This is a genomic window from Flavobacterium sp., from assembly GCF_027483985.1.
Classification (GTDB): Bacteria; Bacteroidota; Bacteroidia; order Flavobacteriales; family Flavobacteriaceae; genus Flavobacterium.
Genome location: NZ_JAIXTJ010000024.1, coordinates 153,394 through 169,140 on the forward strand (window position 1 = coordinate 153,394; position 15,747 = coordinate 169,140).

Below are 15,747 nucleotides of genomic sequence, written 5' to 3' on the forward strand. Positions count from 1 at the left end.
CATGACATTCCGGCTTTTCTCATTGTATATTTTGTTAAATCTTAAACCCACCAGAAACTTCGATGCGCTGCGCATTAATCCATTTCGAATCATCGGAACATAAGAACGCAACGGCAGTACCAATATCATCAGGCAAGCCAACTCTACCTAAAGCGGTCTGAGAAGAAATCATAGTATTCATATCGTTGTTGTCACGTACAAATCCACCACCAAAATCAGTTTCTATGGCACCTGGAGCGATAGAGTTCACTCTGATTTTTCGGGTTCCCAATTCTAACGCCTGGTATCTTGTTAACGAATCGACTGCTGCTTTCATTGCACCATAGGCCGAATATCCAACAAAAGAAAAACGTGCCAATCCTGATGAGGTGTTTACAATACTGCTTCCGTCATTTAAAAGCGGTAGTAATTTTTGAGTTAAAAAATACGGACCTTTAAAGTGAATGTTTGTCATAGTATCCAGCATTTCCTCAGTTGTCTGTTCGAATGGCGTATTGATTCCAATTCCGGCATTATTTACTAAGGCGTCTAATTTTCTGTCTTCAAAATTATTTTCTAAAATGTTAGCTACCTGATTTTTGAATGCTTCAAATCCGACTGTAGAAGCAATATCCAATTGAACTGCAAAGGCTTTCTGTCCTAATGCGTTAATTTCAGATACTACGTTTTCGGCATCTTCTTTTTTCGACTGATAGGTAATTACGACATCAAATCCTCTTTTTGCTAATTGCAGTGCGGTATTTTTTCCAAGTCCACGACTTGCGCCAGTTACTAAGGCTATTTTGTTTATTGTATTTGTCATTTTATTTAGTATTTAATTACGTTACAAAATTCAGCATATACCATCAATTTACTATTGCAAGAATCAAAGTGTTATTTGCAAAAATCAAACAATTAGTTTTCTCTAAAATGCAACGGTGAAGTAGTAGTTTGCTTTTTAAAGAAATTAGAGAAATGTGCAACTTCCTCAAATCCGAGGGAATTGGCAATTTCAGAAATATTCCAATCGGTTTGTTTCAAAAGAATTTTGGCTTCTTGGGTAATACGACTTGCGATAATTTCGGTAGTGGTTTTTCCTGTAACTTCTTTCAAAACTTTATTCAGATGATTTACATGAATACTAAGACATTCGGCATATTCTTTAGCTGTACGAAGTTGCAATTCTTGATTAATAGATTCAATAGGAAACTGACGTTCTAGTAATTCTATAAAAAGCGACGAAATGCGTGACGTAGCATTGTGGTTTTCTTTAGTGCCTTCAATAGGTTTGAGTTTTTGTCCAGTGTGAATCAATTCGGTAACATAATTTCTTAACAAGTCGTATTTGAAAGCATAATCCGATTGGATTTCGCTATTCATTTTCAGGAAGATGCGTTCGATGTCATTGTATTGTTCGTCTGTTATTTGAAAAACAAAATCACTTTTGCTACTAAAGATAGGTAGGGTATCAAGGTTTAAAGCAGTTTTGGATTTGTGCATAAAATCGGCAGTAAAAACACAAAAGTATCCCGATTGATTTTCATTCTGTGGTGAATATCGATATGGAATTCGTGGAGAAGCAAAAAGAATTCCTTTGTCTTTAATTTCAATTTGCTGGTCGGCATAATCGACTAAATTGTGACCATTGATTAAACTGATTTTGTAATAGGTTCTACGATTGTAAGGCATCACCAATTTCCCTTTGCAAGCACTATTCATTTCGGCAATGTTGAAAATATTAAAGTGACCAATATCTTCATTGCTTTGCTCATTGAAGAAAAGTTCCGTTAGCGGACCTTTGTCCTTAAATATTTCTTTGTAAAACTCGTTGATAGAAATTGTCGTCATCTTGTAAAATTCAAATAGTTTACAAAAATAGTGGTTTTGACTGAATTGATTAGATTCTGAATTCATTTTTACTTTATAAATTATTGAATTGTAAGAAACTGTTGTGTCTTACCAATTATTTTTTACATTTGCACTCAAATAATTACAAAATGAGAACGCTGCAAATACATACTTTAGACCGCACATCAGGAAGATATCCTGTTGGATGTAGTGGACGTTGTAGGTGTTTTTATGAAATTGAGAGTTAATTTTAGAAGATATACCAAAATATATACAAAACGTCCTATGAAAATGGGACGTTTTTTTTTGTTTAAAAGTGAGTGAAGAGTGAAGAGTGAATAGTGAATAGTGAAAAGTGAAAAGTGAATAGTGAAAAGTGAATAGTGAATAGTGAAGAGTGAAGAGTGAAGGGTGAAGAGTGAATAGTTAAGAATAAAGACTATTTCCATTTAGATTAACCTTATAGAAATGATACTTAATGGATTTTTTATTCTTGACAATTTAAAAAAGTAATGAAAAAAGAGAGAAATGATTAAAAATGAGATGCTGAAACAAGTTCAGTATAAAAAAAATGAAAAAAAATGTTTAATGAATTATAATTATAGCGCCATATAACCTTGAAAAGTAACCAAATGAGAGACAGTCATTTGACGCTAATAAGGCATCTACTAGAATAGTGGACAGGATTTTCTATGTTTAAAATCTAACATAACTAATTGAAAATCAATAAAATAAATTAAAAATAAATTTGGAAGTTAGTTTTTTTTGACTTTATCTTTGCAGCGGAAAATTAGTAATCAGTGTTCAGTTGTCAGTTGTCAGTTGTCGCTTTACAGAAAATAGAGAATAGAGAATAGCGAATAGAAAATAGAAAATAGAAAATATAGTTTACAGCAATACATTATACAACAATACAATATACAACAATACAATAATACATTATACAATAAAAAAAAATGAGATCACGATATATTTTACAAGTACAGGAAATAAAAGCTTTAGCAATGAAAGATTGTTTACTACATAATAAACTGAATGGCGCTCCGAGTTTTGACTTTGGGCTTGAGAACATATTGGTGCATCAATGCAGACCAATGGAATAGAAGTATTCTGTTGTAATGATACGAAGCACCTTTTACGAGGTGTTTTTTTTGTGCCTTATTGTAACTGATTTTGTAGCTCAACGGTAGAGCGGTGGCTTGTTAAGCCAATGGTTGAAGGTTCGAATCCTTCCAGAATCGCAAGGTTTTTTTAGAAAGGAACTGGGCTTATTGGGGTAATGGTAACCTTCTCGACTGTCTCTCGAGAACTACGAGTTCGATTCTCGTATAAGCCGCAAATTTTTTAGTGATCAGTGTTCAGTTTTTAGTGTTCAGTATAAGTCTATCGTCACTTCCAGTGTATCGAGAACTACTGAAAACAAAAGCTTCTCGATACAATTTTAGCAAAACAGCTAATCGCAGTTTTTCTAAAATCACTCGAAGTGACGAGGTACTAAGATTGTTATTAACATATTGGAAAAAATAAAATGGTGTTTTTAGTTTAATTGGTAAAATATCAAACTGTGGATTTGAAGAACAGGGTTCGATTCCCGAAAACACCCAAAATATAACTGAGAAGATAACGGTGGTTGTTTACTCGCCTTGGACGCGAGAGGTCGCAGGTTCGAATCCTGCTTCTCAGACAAAATGCAGGAATGGCGGAATGGTATACGCGTCAGATTTAGGATCTGAATTTTGAAGGTTCGAGTCCTTCTTCCTGTACAAAAAGGAACAGTGGTGTATGTGGTATGCACGTTAGTCTGAAGAACTAAAGGTATTCGTTCAACTCGAATCTGTTTCACAAATTATTAATAATTGATTTGAAAGAGTAATTAATTTAAAAAAGAAAAAGACAATGGAATTTAAAAAATACAATTCGATAGAAAATGCTTACCAAAAAGAAGTTTTGGGACACATTATCATGCACGGTTTTGATAAAGAAACCTATGTGGTACAAGAGAAAGTTCACGGTGCTAACTTTTCTTTCCTTACGGATGGAAAGGAAGTGAAGATAGCTAAACGAACCGATTTTATTTACGAAAATGAAATCTTTTACAACGCTCAAAAGGTGGCTGAAAAGTACCACGATAAAGTGTTGCAATTATTTGAAAAAGTAAAAGAAAGCTTTCCCGATATGATGACGGTGGTCGTTTATGGCGAATTGTTTGGTGGCCATTATAATCATAATGATGTGGCGCCAATAAAAGAGGCTATTAAAGTTCAAAAAGGTATTGATTATAGTCCTGATAATGATTTTTATGCTTTCGATATTAAGTTGGATGGTAGCCATTATTTAGATGTAGCCACTGCAACTACTTTCTTTGAAGCGATGGATTTTTTTTATGCAAAAACGTTGTTTGAAGGTACTTTGGAGGAAGCTTTGAAATTTCCAAATGAGTTCAACTCTAAAATTCCAGAATGGTTGGGTTTGCCAAAATTGGAAAACAACATCACTGAAGGAACGATTATCAGACCTAAAACAACCAAGTTTTTTCGAAATGGTTCTCGTGTGATTTTGAAACACAAAAACGACAAATGGTCAGAGAAAACCAAAGTCAAAAGAGACAAAACGACTACTGAAGAAGTTGTTTTTACAGAGAATGCAAAAGCTATTTGGGAAGTATTACAAACTTTTATTACGACCAATAGGTTGTACAATGTATTGAGTAAAGAAGGTGAATTCACACCCAAATTGATGGGAAAAATTATTGGTTTGTTTGCACAAGACGTTTTAACTGATTTTATGAAAGAGCATTCAGAAATCTTTGTTTCATTAGAAAAGGAAGATCAAAAAGTCCTTACCAAGCATTTAAATAAGGTAAGTATCCAATTGATTAAAGAGGAGTTTATGACTCTAAAAATGTAATTTATTTTCACTGCGCAGAATAATTGCGCAGTGGTTTTGAAATCTTTGTTCAAGAAAAAAATACGTTCATTGATTTACTAAAATTATGAGATTCCTCCTTTGTCGGAATGACAAATATTATAAGGAATAAAATATCAAACAAGTCTTGTTGGGTGTTTCTGTATAGCACTATTGTAGTACACTTTTCGCAGTAGCGGATGATGTTATACTGTTCAACTTGATTTGGAGGTTTCGGGTGATTTTTCCAAAAAACCATCTACCACTATGGGTCGTGGGTTCGAATCCCACTCTCGTTTGCGAATGAGGTAGTTCAGTTTGGTTAGAACAATAGTAATTTGGATACGCAGGTTCGAATCCTGCTCGCAATTCGATGCGATAGCTCAAGCGGTCTAGAGCACTACACTTTTAATGTAGCTTGTCCCTTTTTAGACTCAAAATCTAAAAATCAGAGTAACATAGCTCTTAAAATTAATGTACCAAAAAAAGAAACAGGTTTGTCTTTGTCGGCAAAAGTGAAAAATAGTGTTCAAATGATGCACTCAAGATACGACCTGAAAATGAAAGGAATTGAAAGGAATTTATGTTGCTTTAAGATTTGATTGCAAATAAAGATGGCGTACCATTTGGAATTTGTAAAATAGAATGGCAAACCAAGGTAAAGGAACTACAACCACTTTGTTTTCCGTTGGCATCTGAGGATGAAGACAAACAGGTTTTTTTACAAATAGTAAATAGTGAATAGTAAAGAGTAAAGAGTAAAGAGTAAGGAGTGAATAGGATAGATAAAAGATTGGGTCTTTATGCTTTTTATATTAAGAATTACCTAAAGAAAATAATATCCTTTGTGGCTTAGTGTCTTTGTGGTTAAACAAGTAGAAATTATGATTAGAAAAATTAAAGTGAATGCTTACCAAGTGGGTTTGGTGTTCAAAAATGGAAAGTTAGTTGAAGTATTACAAGAAGGTTCATTTTGGATTTTTGGTGACAAAAATGTAATGCTTTATGAAATGAAGAATGCCTTTGTTGCTCAGGTGGAATTAACTATTTTGATGCAAAATGAGCAGTTGGCTTCGATGTTGGAAGTAGTTGAGGTTGCGGATAATGAGATTGCTTTGTACTTTGTAAATGGTATTTTCAAAGAAGTATTGACCACTGGAAGGTATGCTTTTTGGAAGGGTTATGCAGAAAACAAATTTGTAAAAGCCGATTTGTCTAAAGTAAATATCACTGAGCAAATTCCAGTTACTTTATTAGAACATTTGAAAGTTAGACCTTTCACGAGAAAATTTCAAGTGTTTAACTATGAAAAAGCCTTGTTGTTTGTCAACGGTTCGTTTGTAAAAGAATTGACTGCTGGAACTTACTACTTTTGGAACAATGCGATTTCAGTAGAAGTTAAAGGTATTGATATCAGACAACAACAAATGGAAATCTCTGGTCAAGAGTTGTTGACTAAAGATAAAGCGGCATTGCGAATCAATTTCTTTGTAAACTACCAAGTGGTTGATATTGTTAAAGCTTTGATTAACAACAAAGAGTACGATAAGCAGTTGTATGTGGCTATGCAATTGGCGTTGCGAGCTTTTGTAGGTGGTTTTACTTTAGATGAATTGTTGCAAAGAAAAGATACTATATCTAAAGAAATTTTGGAACAAGTTACCGAGAAAATCAGCAGTTTGGGTTTGACTGTTTTCAACGCTGGTATTAGAGATGTCATTTTGCCTGGCGATATGAAAGAGATTATGAATCAGGTATTGGTTGCGGAAAAGAAAGCGCAGGCCAACAGCATTATGAGGCGAGAAGAAACTGCAGCCATGCGAAGTATGTTGAACACCGCCAAATTAATGGAAGAAAACGAAATGTTGTGGAAATTGAAAGAGATGGAATACGTTGAAAAGATTGCGGATAAAATTGGTGAGATCACCATTTCGGGTTCTGGAAACGTCATTGGTCAATTGAAAGAGATTTTCGTTAAATAAGGAAAACCACGAATGGGAAACTGTTCGTGGTTTTATGTAAAATATTTTAAAATTAAAAAAATGAAAACTACAGATAAAATTATAATTATTGACCTGGAAGCCACGTGTTGGCAAGGTCCAGTTCCGCAGGGACAAGAAAATGAAATCATAGAAATAGGATTAGCGGTTTTGGATACACAAACTGGCACAATTTCCAAAAACAGAGGTATTTTAGTTAAACCCCAACGTTCCAAAGTGAGTTCGTTTTGTACCGAGTTGACAACGATTACACCCGAATTGCTTGACAAAGAAGGCGTTTCTTTTCAAGAAGCTATCGATAGATTGGTCGATGAGTATGCTCCTGATTTATACACTTGGGCGAGTTATGGACAATACGATTTGAACATGCTTAAAAAGCAGTGTCAATCTTTTGGAGTTCCTTATCCAATGGGTGAGGAGCATATTAACGTCAAAGTTTTGTTTGCCGATGTTTATGGCTTGCAAAAGCCTACCGGAATGAATGGAGCGTTGCACATGCTGAACCTTCCACTTGAAGGAACGCATCATCGAGGTGTGGACGATGCAAAGAATATTGCGAAGATTTTGCATTGGTGTTTGGGACAATGATAAAGAAACTACGAGTAATTGCTCGTGGTTTTTTTTTTATGAATCTATTGTTGATGGATTTTGAAGGGAGTATTTTTTGGAGTTTCTCTGGTGAGTTTCTTTGGTGAGTTTCTAGTGGGATTCTTCGTTCCTCAGAATGACAAAGTGGGGTGGAGTTTCGTTGGTGAGTTTCTAGTGGGATTCTTCGTTCCTCAGAATGACAAAAAAAGTGGAGTTTCTTTGGTTAGTTTCTGGTGGGATTCTTCGTTCCTCAGAATGAAAAAGTTGGGGTTATTATTGGGGTTTTAGTTTCGTTGGTTGGTTTCTTTGGTTAGTTTCTAGTGGGATTCTTCGTTCCTCAGAATGACAAATTTGGGATGGTTTGCCATTCTTTAGGAACTTCAATTTTATTGTTGTTTGTTTTGCTTAGGAGCAAGCCCAGCCGAAGCCGAGTTCTTTGTCGTTATCTGGGCTTTGGGTTATATGGCCGATTCCTAAGTCACCGAACATGTAGGGTATGATTTCACTTTCACCTATTTGGTAAACTAATTCCATTAGGCTTTCTGTTTTGCGATCGTAGGGATATTCTTCGGATTGAATCCAATAAGGCCAACCAAATAATTTGTCTGATGAGATGGTAAGTCCGCGATTTCGTTCTTCCATTAATTCGTAAAGGTCATCGATGTCGATATCCACATCAATGTTGCGTAAATCATATTCTTCAGGATGTGGATAATCGTCTTTGGCTTCCCAATCTACGATTCGTTTTTCGTCGAAAATTTCGATGGCGTTGGGCTTGATTTCAGCAGATGGATTTTGAATTTCAATCTTTCTGCAAGCCGACGCTTTTGAAAAGGGTAAGTAGGCTTCTAGTTCGCCTTCGCAATCTTCTTCATGGTTAGTGCAATAAAAAAGTTGAATCAATCCATTATCTTTTTTTGTAGGCAATTCGTTGAGGTTTAATTGCAAAAACAACGGCATGTGTTTTTTACAATTTTCGCACACAGGCCAATCCTTTTCGTTTCTTAAGTATGGATAACCACCATATTTGGAGTCTGTTGAAAATGTTTTAGCAGTGTCTTTTAGAACTGGTAAATAGGCGGTCCTTTTGTATTTTTCTAATTCGGTTATTACTTTTTGGTATTTAGTTTCTACATCCAATTCGCTTGGAGCCGCCTTTGGAGCAGTAGTTTCTTTTTTGCTTGAAAACCAGTTGAAAAATCCCATATCCTTTTAGTTTTGGTTAGTTTGGCTAATGTATTAAAATAATAAAATGGTTTCTATATGTTTTCTATTCTTTTTGAAAAAGTCAAATAATCCCATTTTTTGTTGATGGTGATTTAATAAAAGTATTTTGTTTAATTTTTTGCTTTAACTAACTTATAACTATGAAGTAGGCTTGCGATTAAGAAACCGATTCCTGCAAGAAGTGTTATGTAGGGTAAAAATCTTTTTCCTTCAATAAAGTAGACATACGATGTTAGGAACAGCGCGGTACTTTCAAAGAGATGTACTGCAATAGTAACATAATGATTGCTTGTTTTTTTTATCTTTTGGTAAATGAAATAGCCTAAAACTACAATTCCCATCGATAAAATAATCCAGCCGATTAAGTTGTAATGATGTTGGATTTTGTCGTATCCTTTTGGGATTAATATTAAAGCAACAACCAAATGTTGCATTGCTATTAAATTAGTTTTTAGTTTGCTATTCATCATACAAATAATTCTAGGGTTGTCAATTTTCTTTACTTGGTTTCTGTAAATTTATAAAAATTAACGGAAGTTAAAACTATACATTATTGTTTTATAGTATTTTACTACTATACACCCGAACGAGTTTCTAAAAAAAAATATTTTTGACTCTACTTTGTTATTTGATAATTTTCCCAAAAAGTAGCGTTGTATTTTACTTTATCAAATAATTCTATTTCCTCTTTGTAAGCAATTTTTATTGGATTTTCTATTTGGAAATTATCCCATGATGAATCTATATATATTTTAAATTGGTAAGACTTTTTCTCTTGATCAAATAATTTTCCAGTAATTTCAATTTCAGAGTTTGTTAAAAAATAATGATTGTTTATTTTTTCAAAATTCGTTTCTATAGTTTCTGAATTTATTTCTTTAGTAATGAATTTTTCATTCCATCCATAAAGATCGTATTTTGAAGTTTCGGGATTTTCCATAAACTCCCAATTCTCGATAATTTTTACGATAGCAAAATCATCTTTATTAATGTACATTGTTCCAGAATAATTTCCAGTAATTTGTCGTGAAGTGTACGTGTAGTGATTTCGTGGTATTGAAAAATTGATAACATAGATTGTTTTATTATTGTATTTTATTACCTCGGTTATTTTATAGACAAATTTTTTGGATTTTCTACTATTAAAACAACTACTGTACATTATCGGATTGTTGTAAGTTAGACTTCTAAACTGACGAATATTTGTGGGTTTGTACTCCTTTTGACTGTTCCATTTTATTGCTACAAGTTGTTTCGAATTTCTATCAGATTGATTGTATCCACGGTCAAATTGATTGTTGATAAAATCTAAATTGGTAATCGATTGATTCTGTAATTTAATATCGATATTGGTATGTTGTTGCGAACTAAACGATTGGTTTGGATAGTTTTTGCTACTGTTTTCTATGGCTTTGCGGACAATGGAATAAGTGAATTTTTTGGTATAATTGATTATTACAATTTCGTCTAAAACAGTTGCTGCTGGTTTAATTTTTTGCTTTTGAATGTCAATAAATCTTGCTGTTGCATTTGTTGATTTGATAGATGCTATTTGGCTATTTTCTTCACTTTCAACAACTGTTGATTGCTTTACTTGGTTAAAGAAAAGATAGCCATCATGTAGTAGATCTAATCTAGCTTCGACAAAATCTATTGGACTAAAGAATCGGTTAAGTTGTGTTGTTTTCATATCCTCTTGGTTGGACGATACAAATAAATGTGCTTTGTTTTTATCTTTTAGAAATTGCTCAAAAGAGTTTTTGTGTAATGGTGTTTTACTCCAAACATTATTTAAATAGATAGAGTCAGCTGCTGTTACTGCTGCTAAACTATATATTTTGTTATTTAATTCTTTTTTTAAATAAGAACCCATCGGAATGTGGTCTTTTAGAATTACTGTTTTTATGGAAGAGACATCGTTTACAAAATGTGCATTGGCACCCCAACAAATTATCTTTTCATTAGGATGCGTTTTTATATAAGCTAATAAATTGTCAGCCATCTGTTTATCTCGATTATTGTCATCGGATGTTGTGTAAAATGTGCTTACAATAGGTTCGCTTGTAGCATAGCTAGCTTCGCCAATTGCCAATAGATTTTTAATGATTTGTTTCCAAACTAAATGAATTTCTTCTGTTGGTTTTTTATCAATATTGGTTAGTAAGTTGTTTAAAGCAGTTCTATATTTTTCATAAGTGATATCACCTTCGTCAAATACGCCCGAATTATTTATAGATTCAATTACTAATTCAAGGTCCTCTTTATTTAATTTGAAAGCGAGCTGATTTTGATTACAATAATCATATAAATCTTTGATAAGTTCTCTTTCACCATAGTCACCGGTGATTTGACTGTCAAAACCAATTACTTTTAATTTCGATTTGTTTTTGTCGAAGAACTCTATGAAACTTTGAAATTCTTTTGTTCTACTCCAAATAGGAAACAATGATTTTTCAAAAGCTGTTTTAGTATTTTCACCACTAAGTATATATTTTTGTGCTTTCCAGATATCATAAACACCCGATTCAAAAGCGATGGTAGTAAAACCTAATTCTTGGTGTAGGTATTTTATAATTTCTGTTTTTACTTCAAACACATTTCCATCAAAGTGAGTATTTTCGCCAAGCATTACGACTTGAACATTTTTTAATTCCTCTTTTAAAAATGAAAAATCTTGTGCCGTTAGATTTTCTGCAAGGGCACTAGTCTTCGGATTAAATATTTGAGCATTTACATTTAAAAAAAGTAAATTTATGATGATGTAAACTATCTTTTTGCTCATTTATTTATTCTTTTTGAGTTTTTTTTGGACGTTATGCAAAAGTTTCTCAATCTCAAAACTTTGAATTAAGTTACATAAAATAAAAGTACAAAAGAAACTTTAAATGCAGCACTAAAAACGGTATTATCTTACATAATTTATACTATCACCTTGGCATTCTACTTTTGTTTAAAAAAACTGATTGTTTAGTTAGCAACCATTTTTGTTTGGTTTACGCTTAAAAATCACTTTGCCGTCAAGTTCTACATAATCTCCTGAAATGATTGGATAAGCGTACTTTGGTGCGTGGGATGCGCTGTTGCTTTTTATGGTTAGTATTTGATTTACTTTTAAGTTTTTTACTTGTGCATATTCTTTGGAGGCATTTTCTGTATTTTCAAATGGAAAGGTTAGGATATAATCGTCGCCGTCAATTGCAATCATTATTCCGTAGCCTAAATTGGATTCTGGTGGCAGTGTAAGTGAGGTTATAACGGCTTTCATTTGGTTAAAATTCCTGATGGATTTAGAAATCTTGTTGGTACTTGCCATAACTTTTTGTCCGGCTGGCGATGCTTTCCATTGTAAATACATTTTGCCATCAGGCGAGGCTTCCCATTTTTCTAATTCTGATTTTGCGTTGGTGGCAGCTAGTGGCTTTTTGTCGGATTTTTTAGCGTTGTCATTTTTAACTTCGCAACCCGTAAAAAGTAGTGCGCTTATTACGACCAATGATAGTACTAATGATGTGATGATTTTTTTCATTTTGTTGTATTTTAAATTACTATTTTGTTGCAACCTTTCTTGAAGATTGTGAAGCAAAAATATCTTACAATGCACCATCATTGGTTATAAAAATTGTAAATTAAACTGTAACTATTGTAAAAAAACACCTTTACAATGTTGGTTTGGTGCCAAAAACCTTAGTTAACCTTTACTTGTGTGCTATTTTGTTTTTAAACTGCGTTACTTGATAATTAGTTTTTTAGTTATTGTTTTGGAATCATTTATAAAATTTACAAAATAAAAACCTTTGGTTAAATTCGTTATTTGAAGTTCGTTGGCAAAATTTGGATTTACTATCGTTTGTGTTAGTTGACCGTTTATGGTATAGATTTTTACTTCCTGCCATTCCACGGTTGACGCAATAGTTACCTTTTCGCTAGTTGTTGGATTGGGATAGATTGTAACTGCATTTTCATAGTCAAAAGCGTCTGTTCCTAAATAAACAGTTGGCCATCGGTTTTGTGCAGCTTGTCCGCCCCAAATGCGTGTTGCTAAATAAGGATTGTCGATAAACGGATTTCTATTTCCTTGTCCGTATGTATTAGATAATGTACTTAAGTACGTATTTCGGTTGTCTTCGTATTGAGATACTGGATCTTCGGCATTCCATTGTAGGAATAATTGCATCATGTCAGGATCGCTTGCTACGACGCTACCTGTTCCGACTGTTGATGGTTTGCATTGCGTTGGATAGCGCAAGTACATGTACATCATCATTCGGGCTACATCGCCTTTCCATTCGTCACCAGGATACCAATTGGCACCTATAACGGCAGAATTACCTAAACCTGCTGCAAATTTTTTATTTCCTCTAAGCGCGTTTCTGTCTACATCGGCGGTTCTAAGGTGATGGGCGTCAGTGCCTGCACTTGGTGTGCTGGTGTCAAGGTTTGGATTTCCTAAACTTACTGGAAAAACGTGTTCTCTGTTCCAAACGCATTCGGTTAACGGCGGATTTGGAGCCGTTGTTGGTGGTTGGTCGGCACTTTTATGTCTTTTTCGGTGTTCGTTCCAGTTGGTTGCTGTACCGTAATTGGATTCATTGGTGTAGGTGCAGATTGCACTACTGAAACCGTAGATTAAAAATACATTTTGCGTATCTGTTGGATCGGCGTCTACTATTCGTAAAGCGTTTTCGGCTTGGGAATAGGTTAGTGGGTTGGTGTGCGTATCGGTTATTTTGGTTGCCAAAGCATTTTTTAAGGTGTTTCCAGACAGTGACCAATCAAAACCGTTGTAGTAGGGATTTGCTGGTGCGCCGTTTTGCGAAAAGGCGGTTAACTGTGTGCTTAATAATAAAAGAGTAATGATTTTTTTCATTTTTTAGAGTTGCTTTCTGTTTGATTAAAGTTATTGAATGGCGGTGTAAGTGACCAACGTTTTGTGGCTTTGAGAAGTTTAGTATTTGGTTGTAGTAAACTTTTTATATCTTACTTAGGTTCAAAAGTACGAAAAGCTTTTTTAAGTTGAGTTTTAAAATTTTGATTTGTTGGAAGTGGTTTTTGCTTGGGCTTTTGGTTGTTTTTGTTTTGAGAGGTTCGATTTCTTTTGGTGTTTGTATTTCTTTACTGTGGAGGTTGTTGTAATTATTTGTTTGGTAGGATGTTATAAAATTGCGTACGCGAGAATTTAAACCGCGCACGCAAGAATTTAAACCGCGTATGCAAGAAATTAAACAGCGCACGAAAGAAATTAAACAGCGCACGCAAAAAATTAAACCGCTTATGCAAGAATCTAAACCGCTTATGCAAGAATCTAAACCGCGCACGAAAGAAATTAAACCGCGCTCTCATTGATTTAAAATCTGCACGAGATAAATCTAAAAGTAATTGTGTGGTGTGAATTTATCTCGGTTTTATCATAGGTTTTCTCTAGAGTTATTAGCCAAAATTTGAAATAAAAAAAACGCAAAGTCAGGAGACATTTGCGTAGCTTTATTCAGGAACTCTTTGTGGAGTTACTTTTTTTGAGCTTTTATCACAAAATTAACTTCGTAATAAGTTTATTCTGTTTTTTACGAAACTGAAAAGATTGGTAATTGAAAAAGAAATAATAAAAATTATTCCAATCATTGCAAAAAATTCTACAAATCTCATTGTTGTACTAGGTTCTTTTGCATCTCCGTCCATTAAAAAGCTGAAAATTGTAATTCCGATAGATACTATTAGAATGTTTAGATTTCTTTTACTCAAAATTTTAATTTTTTATAGTTATTTAATTTAAACATTACTATAGTTTGATTATTATTTTTTTTGCACGAATTTTTCCACGGTTTCTAACGTTTCGCGGCTTCTCGTCAGTTGCGAACTTCGGAACTGATTATTTTCTGTTAAAGATAAAATTTCTTGCGAGAAATAAACGTGAATTTACTACAAAATTCGCAATCTTGCCAAACGCCTGTTAGCAAATGTTATTATTTTTTCTTTTTAATTACTAAATTGTAAATTGCCTCTGATATTTCGTAAACATTATTCGTATTCTGATTAGTCAAGATTATTATAGTAATATTTTCCAAATTAAACCTTCTTGCAATACATTTAAAATTTCCAAAACTTCCATCGTGAGTATGTTCTGTAACTGAAATTTCTCTTGATGTTATTTGTTTTGTAGTATATAGTTTTCCAAAAGGACTTTGCATGGATTTATCGGATAAAATATTTGCAGTTTTACCGAGAAATAATTTTGATTTTTCACTTATTAAAGAATTTTCATCAATTCTCTTAAACCAATCGTACAAACCATAAGAATTACTAACAAACAAAAATGGAATTTCTAATTTAAAATTGTCAGGAACAAATTCATTATTAAATGATACTGCTAAATTGTCCTTTTCTATATATGGATATTGTGTTTTTATGTTAATATTTTCGGAGTTAAAAAGGAAAATTTTCGAGTATTCATTAAATGTTTTGCCACTTACATTTTCTACAATTTTCATTAGTAAAAGGGGACTATAATTGGTGTACAAATAATCAGTTCCAGGTTTATAAATTAAGTTTGGAATATTTAAAAGATCATTAAAAATATCTTTAGTGGTGATAATTTTATCTTGTGGATATTTTTTGATTTGAATATCTGGTAGCCCAGCTGAATATTGCAGTAAATATTTTATTGATATATCTTTAGACCACGAAGGCAATCCAGGAATATATTTGTCGATATTGTCTTCTACGTTGATTAACCCTTTTTCGCTTAATTGCATTATTGCTACAGCTGGAAACTCTTTGTAAATTGAACCGATTAAAAATTTAGATTCTTTATTCAATTTTATTTTTCGATTTGGTTCCGCAAAACCAAATGATTTTTCATATAAAACTTCACTATTTTGAATAACTAATACATTACCATTTATGGTGTTATTTTGGTTATTATTCGTTAATAACGAATCAATTTGCCTAAGTAATTCTTGATTCGTTTGGCTTATTCCTTTTGCGCCCAAAAGTAAAGTAATTATGATTGCGATTTTAGATATTATTTTCATTTGTAAAGTTTCTTGGTAATATAATATTTGCTAACTTACAAATAGTCGCTACAAACAATTATTTACAACTATTTGTAAGCGCTTGTAATTATTTGTAAATATATAAAAATCCTTACAAGAAAAAATTACGGTTTTCCTCATTCCATAAAAAAAAGCTAAAAATTAGTATTAAT

12 protein-coding genes and 6 tRNA genes are annotated in these 15,747 nt (G+C 33.1%); 10 read left to right on the forward strand and 8 right to left on the reverse strand.

The genetic code is table 11. The features are described from left to right. Positions 1-34: 34 nt before the first annotated feature. Together Q0050_RS06440 and Q0050_RS06445 are read right to left on the reverse strand one after the other, a co-directional pair. Positions 35-802, reverse strand: a complete 768-nt coding sequence (locus Q0050_RS06440; RefSeq protein ID WP_298393464.1) for an SDR family oxidoreductase — start codon at positions 800-802, stop codon at positions 35-37. 92 nt (positions 803-894) lie between these two features. Beyond that, complete coding sequence (locus Q0050_RS06445) at positions 895-1,893, reverse strand: AraC family transcriptional regulator (RefSeq protein WP_298393466.1); 999 nt, start codon at positions 1,891-1,893, stop codon at positions 895-897. An 890-nt stretch (positions 1,894-2,783) separates the two neighbouring features. Between Q0050_RS06445 and Q0050_RS06450 the strand changes: the two genes are divergently transcribed. The 10 genes from Q0050_RS06450 (at position 2,784) to Q0050_RS06495 (ending at position 7,319) form a co-directional block, all read left to right on the forward strand. Next, on the forward strand, positions 2,784-2,930 hold the full coding sequence (locus Q0050_RS06450) for a hypothetical protein (RefSeq protein ID WP_298393468.1): 147 nt from the start codon (positions 2,784-2,786) through the stop codon (positions 2,928-2,930). Between the two features lie 66 nt (positions 2,931-2,996). Beyond that, positions 2,997-3,068, forward strand: a tRNA-Asn gene (locus tag Q0050_RS06455). 24 nt (positions 3,069-3,092) lie between these two features. Beyond that, a tRNA-Asp gene (locus Q0050_RS06460) sits at positions 3,093-3,163 on the forward strand. Between the two features lie 195 nt (positions 3,164-3,358). Then, positions 3,359-3,429, forward strand: a tRNA-His gene (locus Q0050_RS06465). 10 nt (positions 3,430-3,439) lie between these two features. After that, positions 3,440-3,511 (forward strand) — tRNA-Pro (locus Q0050_RS06470). A 6-nt stretch (positions 3,512-3,517) separates the two neighbouring features. Further along, positions 3,518-3,590 (forward strand) — tRNA-Leu (locus tag Q0050_RS06475). 133 nt (positions 3,591-3,723) lie between these two features. Continuing rightward, complete coding sequence (locus tag Q0050_RS06480) at positions 3,724-4,734, forward strand: RNA ligase, Rnl2 family (protein ID WP_298393470.1); 1,011 nt, start codon at positions 3,724-3,726, stop codon at positions 4,732-4,734. Between the two features lie 299 nt (positions 4,735-5,033). Further along, a tRNA-OTHER gene (locus Q0050_RS06485) sits at positions 5,034-5,099 on the forward strand. Positions 5,100-5,615: 516 nt separating this feature from the next. Continuing rightward, a complete protein-coding gene (locus Q0050_RS06490) occupies positions 5,616-6,713 on the forward strand; it encodes a slipin family protein (RefSeq protein ID WP_298393472.1) in 1,098 nt (365 codons plus the stop codon). A 60-nt stretch (positions 6,714-6,773) separates the two neighbouring features. Then, positions 6,774-7,319 carry a 3'-5' exonuclease gene (locus tag Q0050_RS06495; RefSeq protein ID WP_298393474.1) on the forward strand — a complete coding sequence of 182 codons (546 nt, stop codon included), beginning with the start codon at positions 6,774-6,776 and terminating at the stop codon, positions 7,317-7,319. Positions 7,320-7,724: 405 nt separating this feature from the next. Here Q0050_RS06495 and Q0050_RS06500 read toward each other — a convergent pair whose 3' ends face one another. The 6 genes from Q0050_RS06500 to Q0050_RS06525 form a co-directional block, all read right to left on the reverse strand. Then, on the reverse strand, positions 7,725-8,525 hold the full coding sequence (locus tag Q0050_RS06500; RefSeq protein ID WP_298393476.1) for a DUF1963 domain-containing protein: 801 nt from the start codon (positions 8,523-8,525) through the stop codon (positions 7,725-7,727). Between the two features lie 131 nt (positions 8,526-8,656). Beyond that, entirely contained in the window at positions 8,657-9,016 is a 360-nt protein-coding gene (locus tag Q0050_RS06505) for a hypothetical protein (RefSeq protein WP_298393478.1), read from the reverse strand. Between the two features lie 146 nt (positions 9,017-9,162). Next, a complete protein-coding gene (locus Q0050_RS06510) occupies positions 9,163-11,328 on the reverse strand; it encodes an erythromycin esterase family protein (protein ID WP_298393480.1) in 2,166 nt (721 codons plus the stop codon). A gap of 189 nt (positions 11,329-11,517) precedes the next feature. Beyond that, positions 11,518-12,072 carry a hypothetical protein gene (locus Q0050_RS06515; RefSeq protein WP_298393482.1) on the reverse strand — a complete coding sequence of 185 codons (555 nt, stop codon included), beginning with the start codon at positions 12,070-12,072 and terminating at the stop codon, positions 11,518-11,520. 201 nt (positions 12,073-12,273) lie between these two features. Continuing rightward, positions 12,274-13,413 carry an endonuclease gene (locus tag Q0050_RS06520; protein WP_298393484.1) on the reverse strand — a complete coding sequence of 380 codons (1,140 nt, stop codon included), beginning with the start codon at positions 13,411-13,413 and terminating at the stop codon, positions 12,274-12,276. A gap of 1,093 nt (positions 13,414-14,506) precedes the next feature. Further along, positions 14,507-15,574, reverse strand: coding sequence for a serine hydrolase (locus tag Q0050_RS06525; RefSeq protein ID WP_298393485.1), 1,068 nt, complete (start codon positions 15,572-15,574; stop codon positions 14,507-14,509). Between the last annotated feature and the right edge of the window lie 173 nt (positions 15,575-15,747).

Excerpts from the sequence above, each read along its gene's own strand:
- Q0050_RS06505 (WP_298393478.1), bottom strand. The coding sequence starts at position 9,016 with ATGATGAATAGCAAACTAAAAACTAATTTAATAGCAATGCAACATTTG.
- Q0050_RS06480 (WP_298393470.1), top strand. The coding sequence starts at position 3,724 with ATGGAATTTAAAAAATACAATTCGATAGAAAATGCTTACCAAAAAGAA.
- Q0050_RS06520 (WP_298393484.1), bottom strand. The coding sequence starts at position 13,413 with ATGAAAAAAATCATTACTCTTTTATTATTAAGCACACAGTTAACCGCC.
- Q0050_RS06450 (WP_298393468.1), top strand. The coding sequence starts at position 2,784 with ATGAGATCACGATATATTTTACAAGTACAGGAAATAAAAGCTTTAGCA.
- Q0050_RS06440 (WP_298393464.1), bottom strand. The coding sequence starts at position 802 with ATGACAAATACAATAAACAAAATAGCCTTAGTAACTGGCGCAAGTCGT.
- Q0050_RS06490 (WP_298393472.1), top strand. The coding sequence starts at position 5,616 with ATGATTAGAAAAATTAAAGTGAATGCTTACCAAGTGGGTTTGGTGTTC.
- Q0050_RS06515 (WP_298393482.1), bottom strand. The coding sequence starts at position 12,072 with ATGAAAAAAATCATCACATCATTAGTACTATCATTGGTCGTAATAAGC.
- Q0050_RS06445 (WP_298393466.1), bottom strand. The coding sequence starts at position 1,893 with ATGAATTCAGAATCTAATCAATTCAGTCAAAACCACTATTTTTGTAAA.
- Q0050_RS06495 (WP_298393474.1), top strand. The coding sequence starts at position 6,774 with ATGAAAACTACAGATAAAATTATAATTATTGACCTGGAAGCCACGTGT.
- Q0050_RS06500 (WP_298393476.1), bottom strand. The coding sequence starts at position 8,525 with ATGGGATTTTTCAACTGGTTTTCAAGCAAAAAAGAAACTACTGCTCCA.
- Q0050_RS06525 (WP_298393485.1), bottom strand. The coding sequence starts at position 15,574 with ATGAAAATAATATCTAAAATCGCAATCATAATTACTTTACTTTTGGGC.
- Q0050_RS06510 (WP_298393480.1), bottom strand. The coding sequence starts at position 11,328 with ATGAGCAAAAAGATAGTTTACATCATCATAAATTTACTTTTTTTAAAT.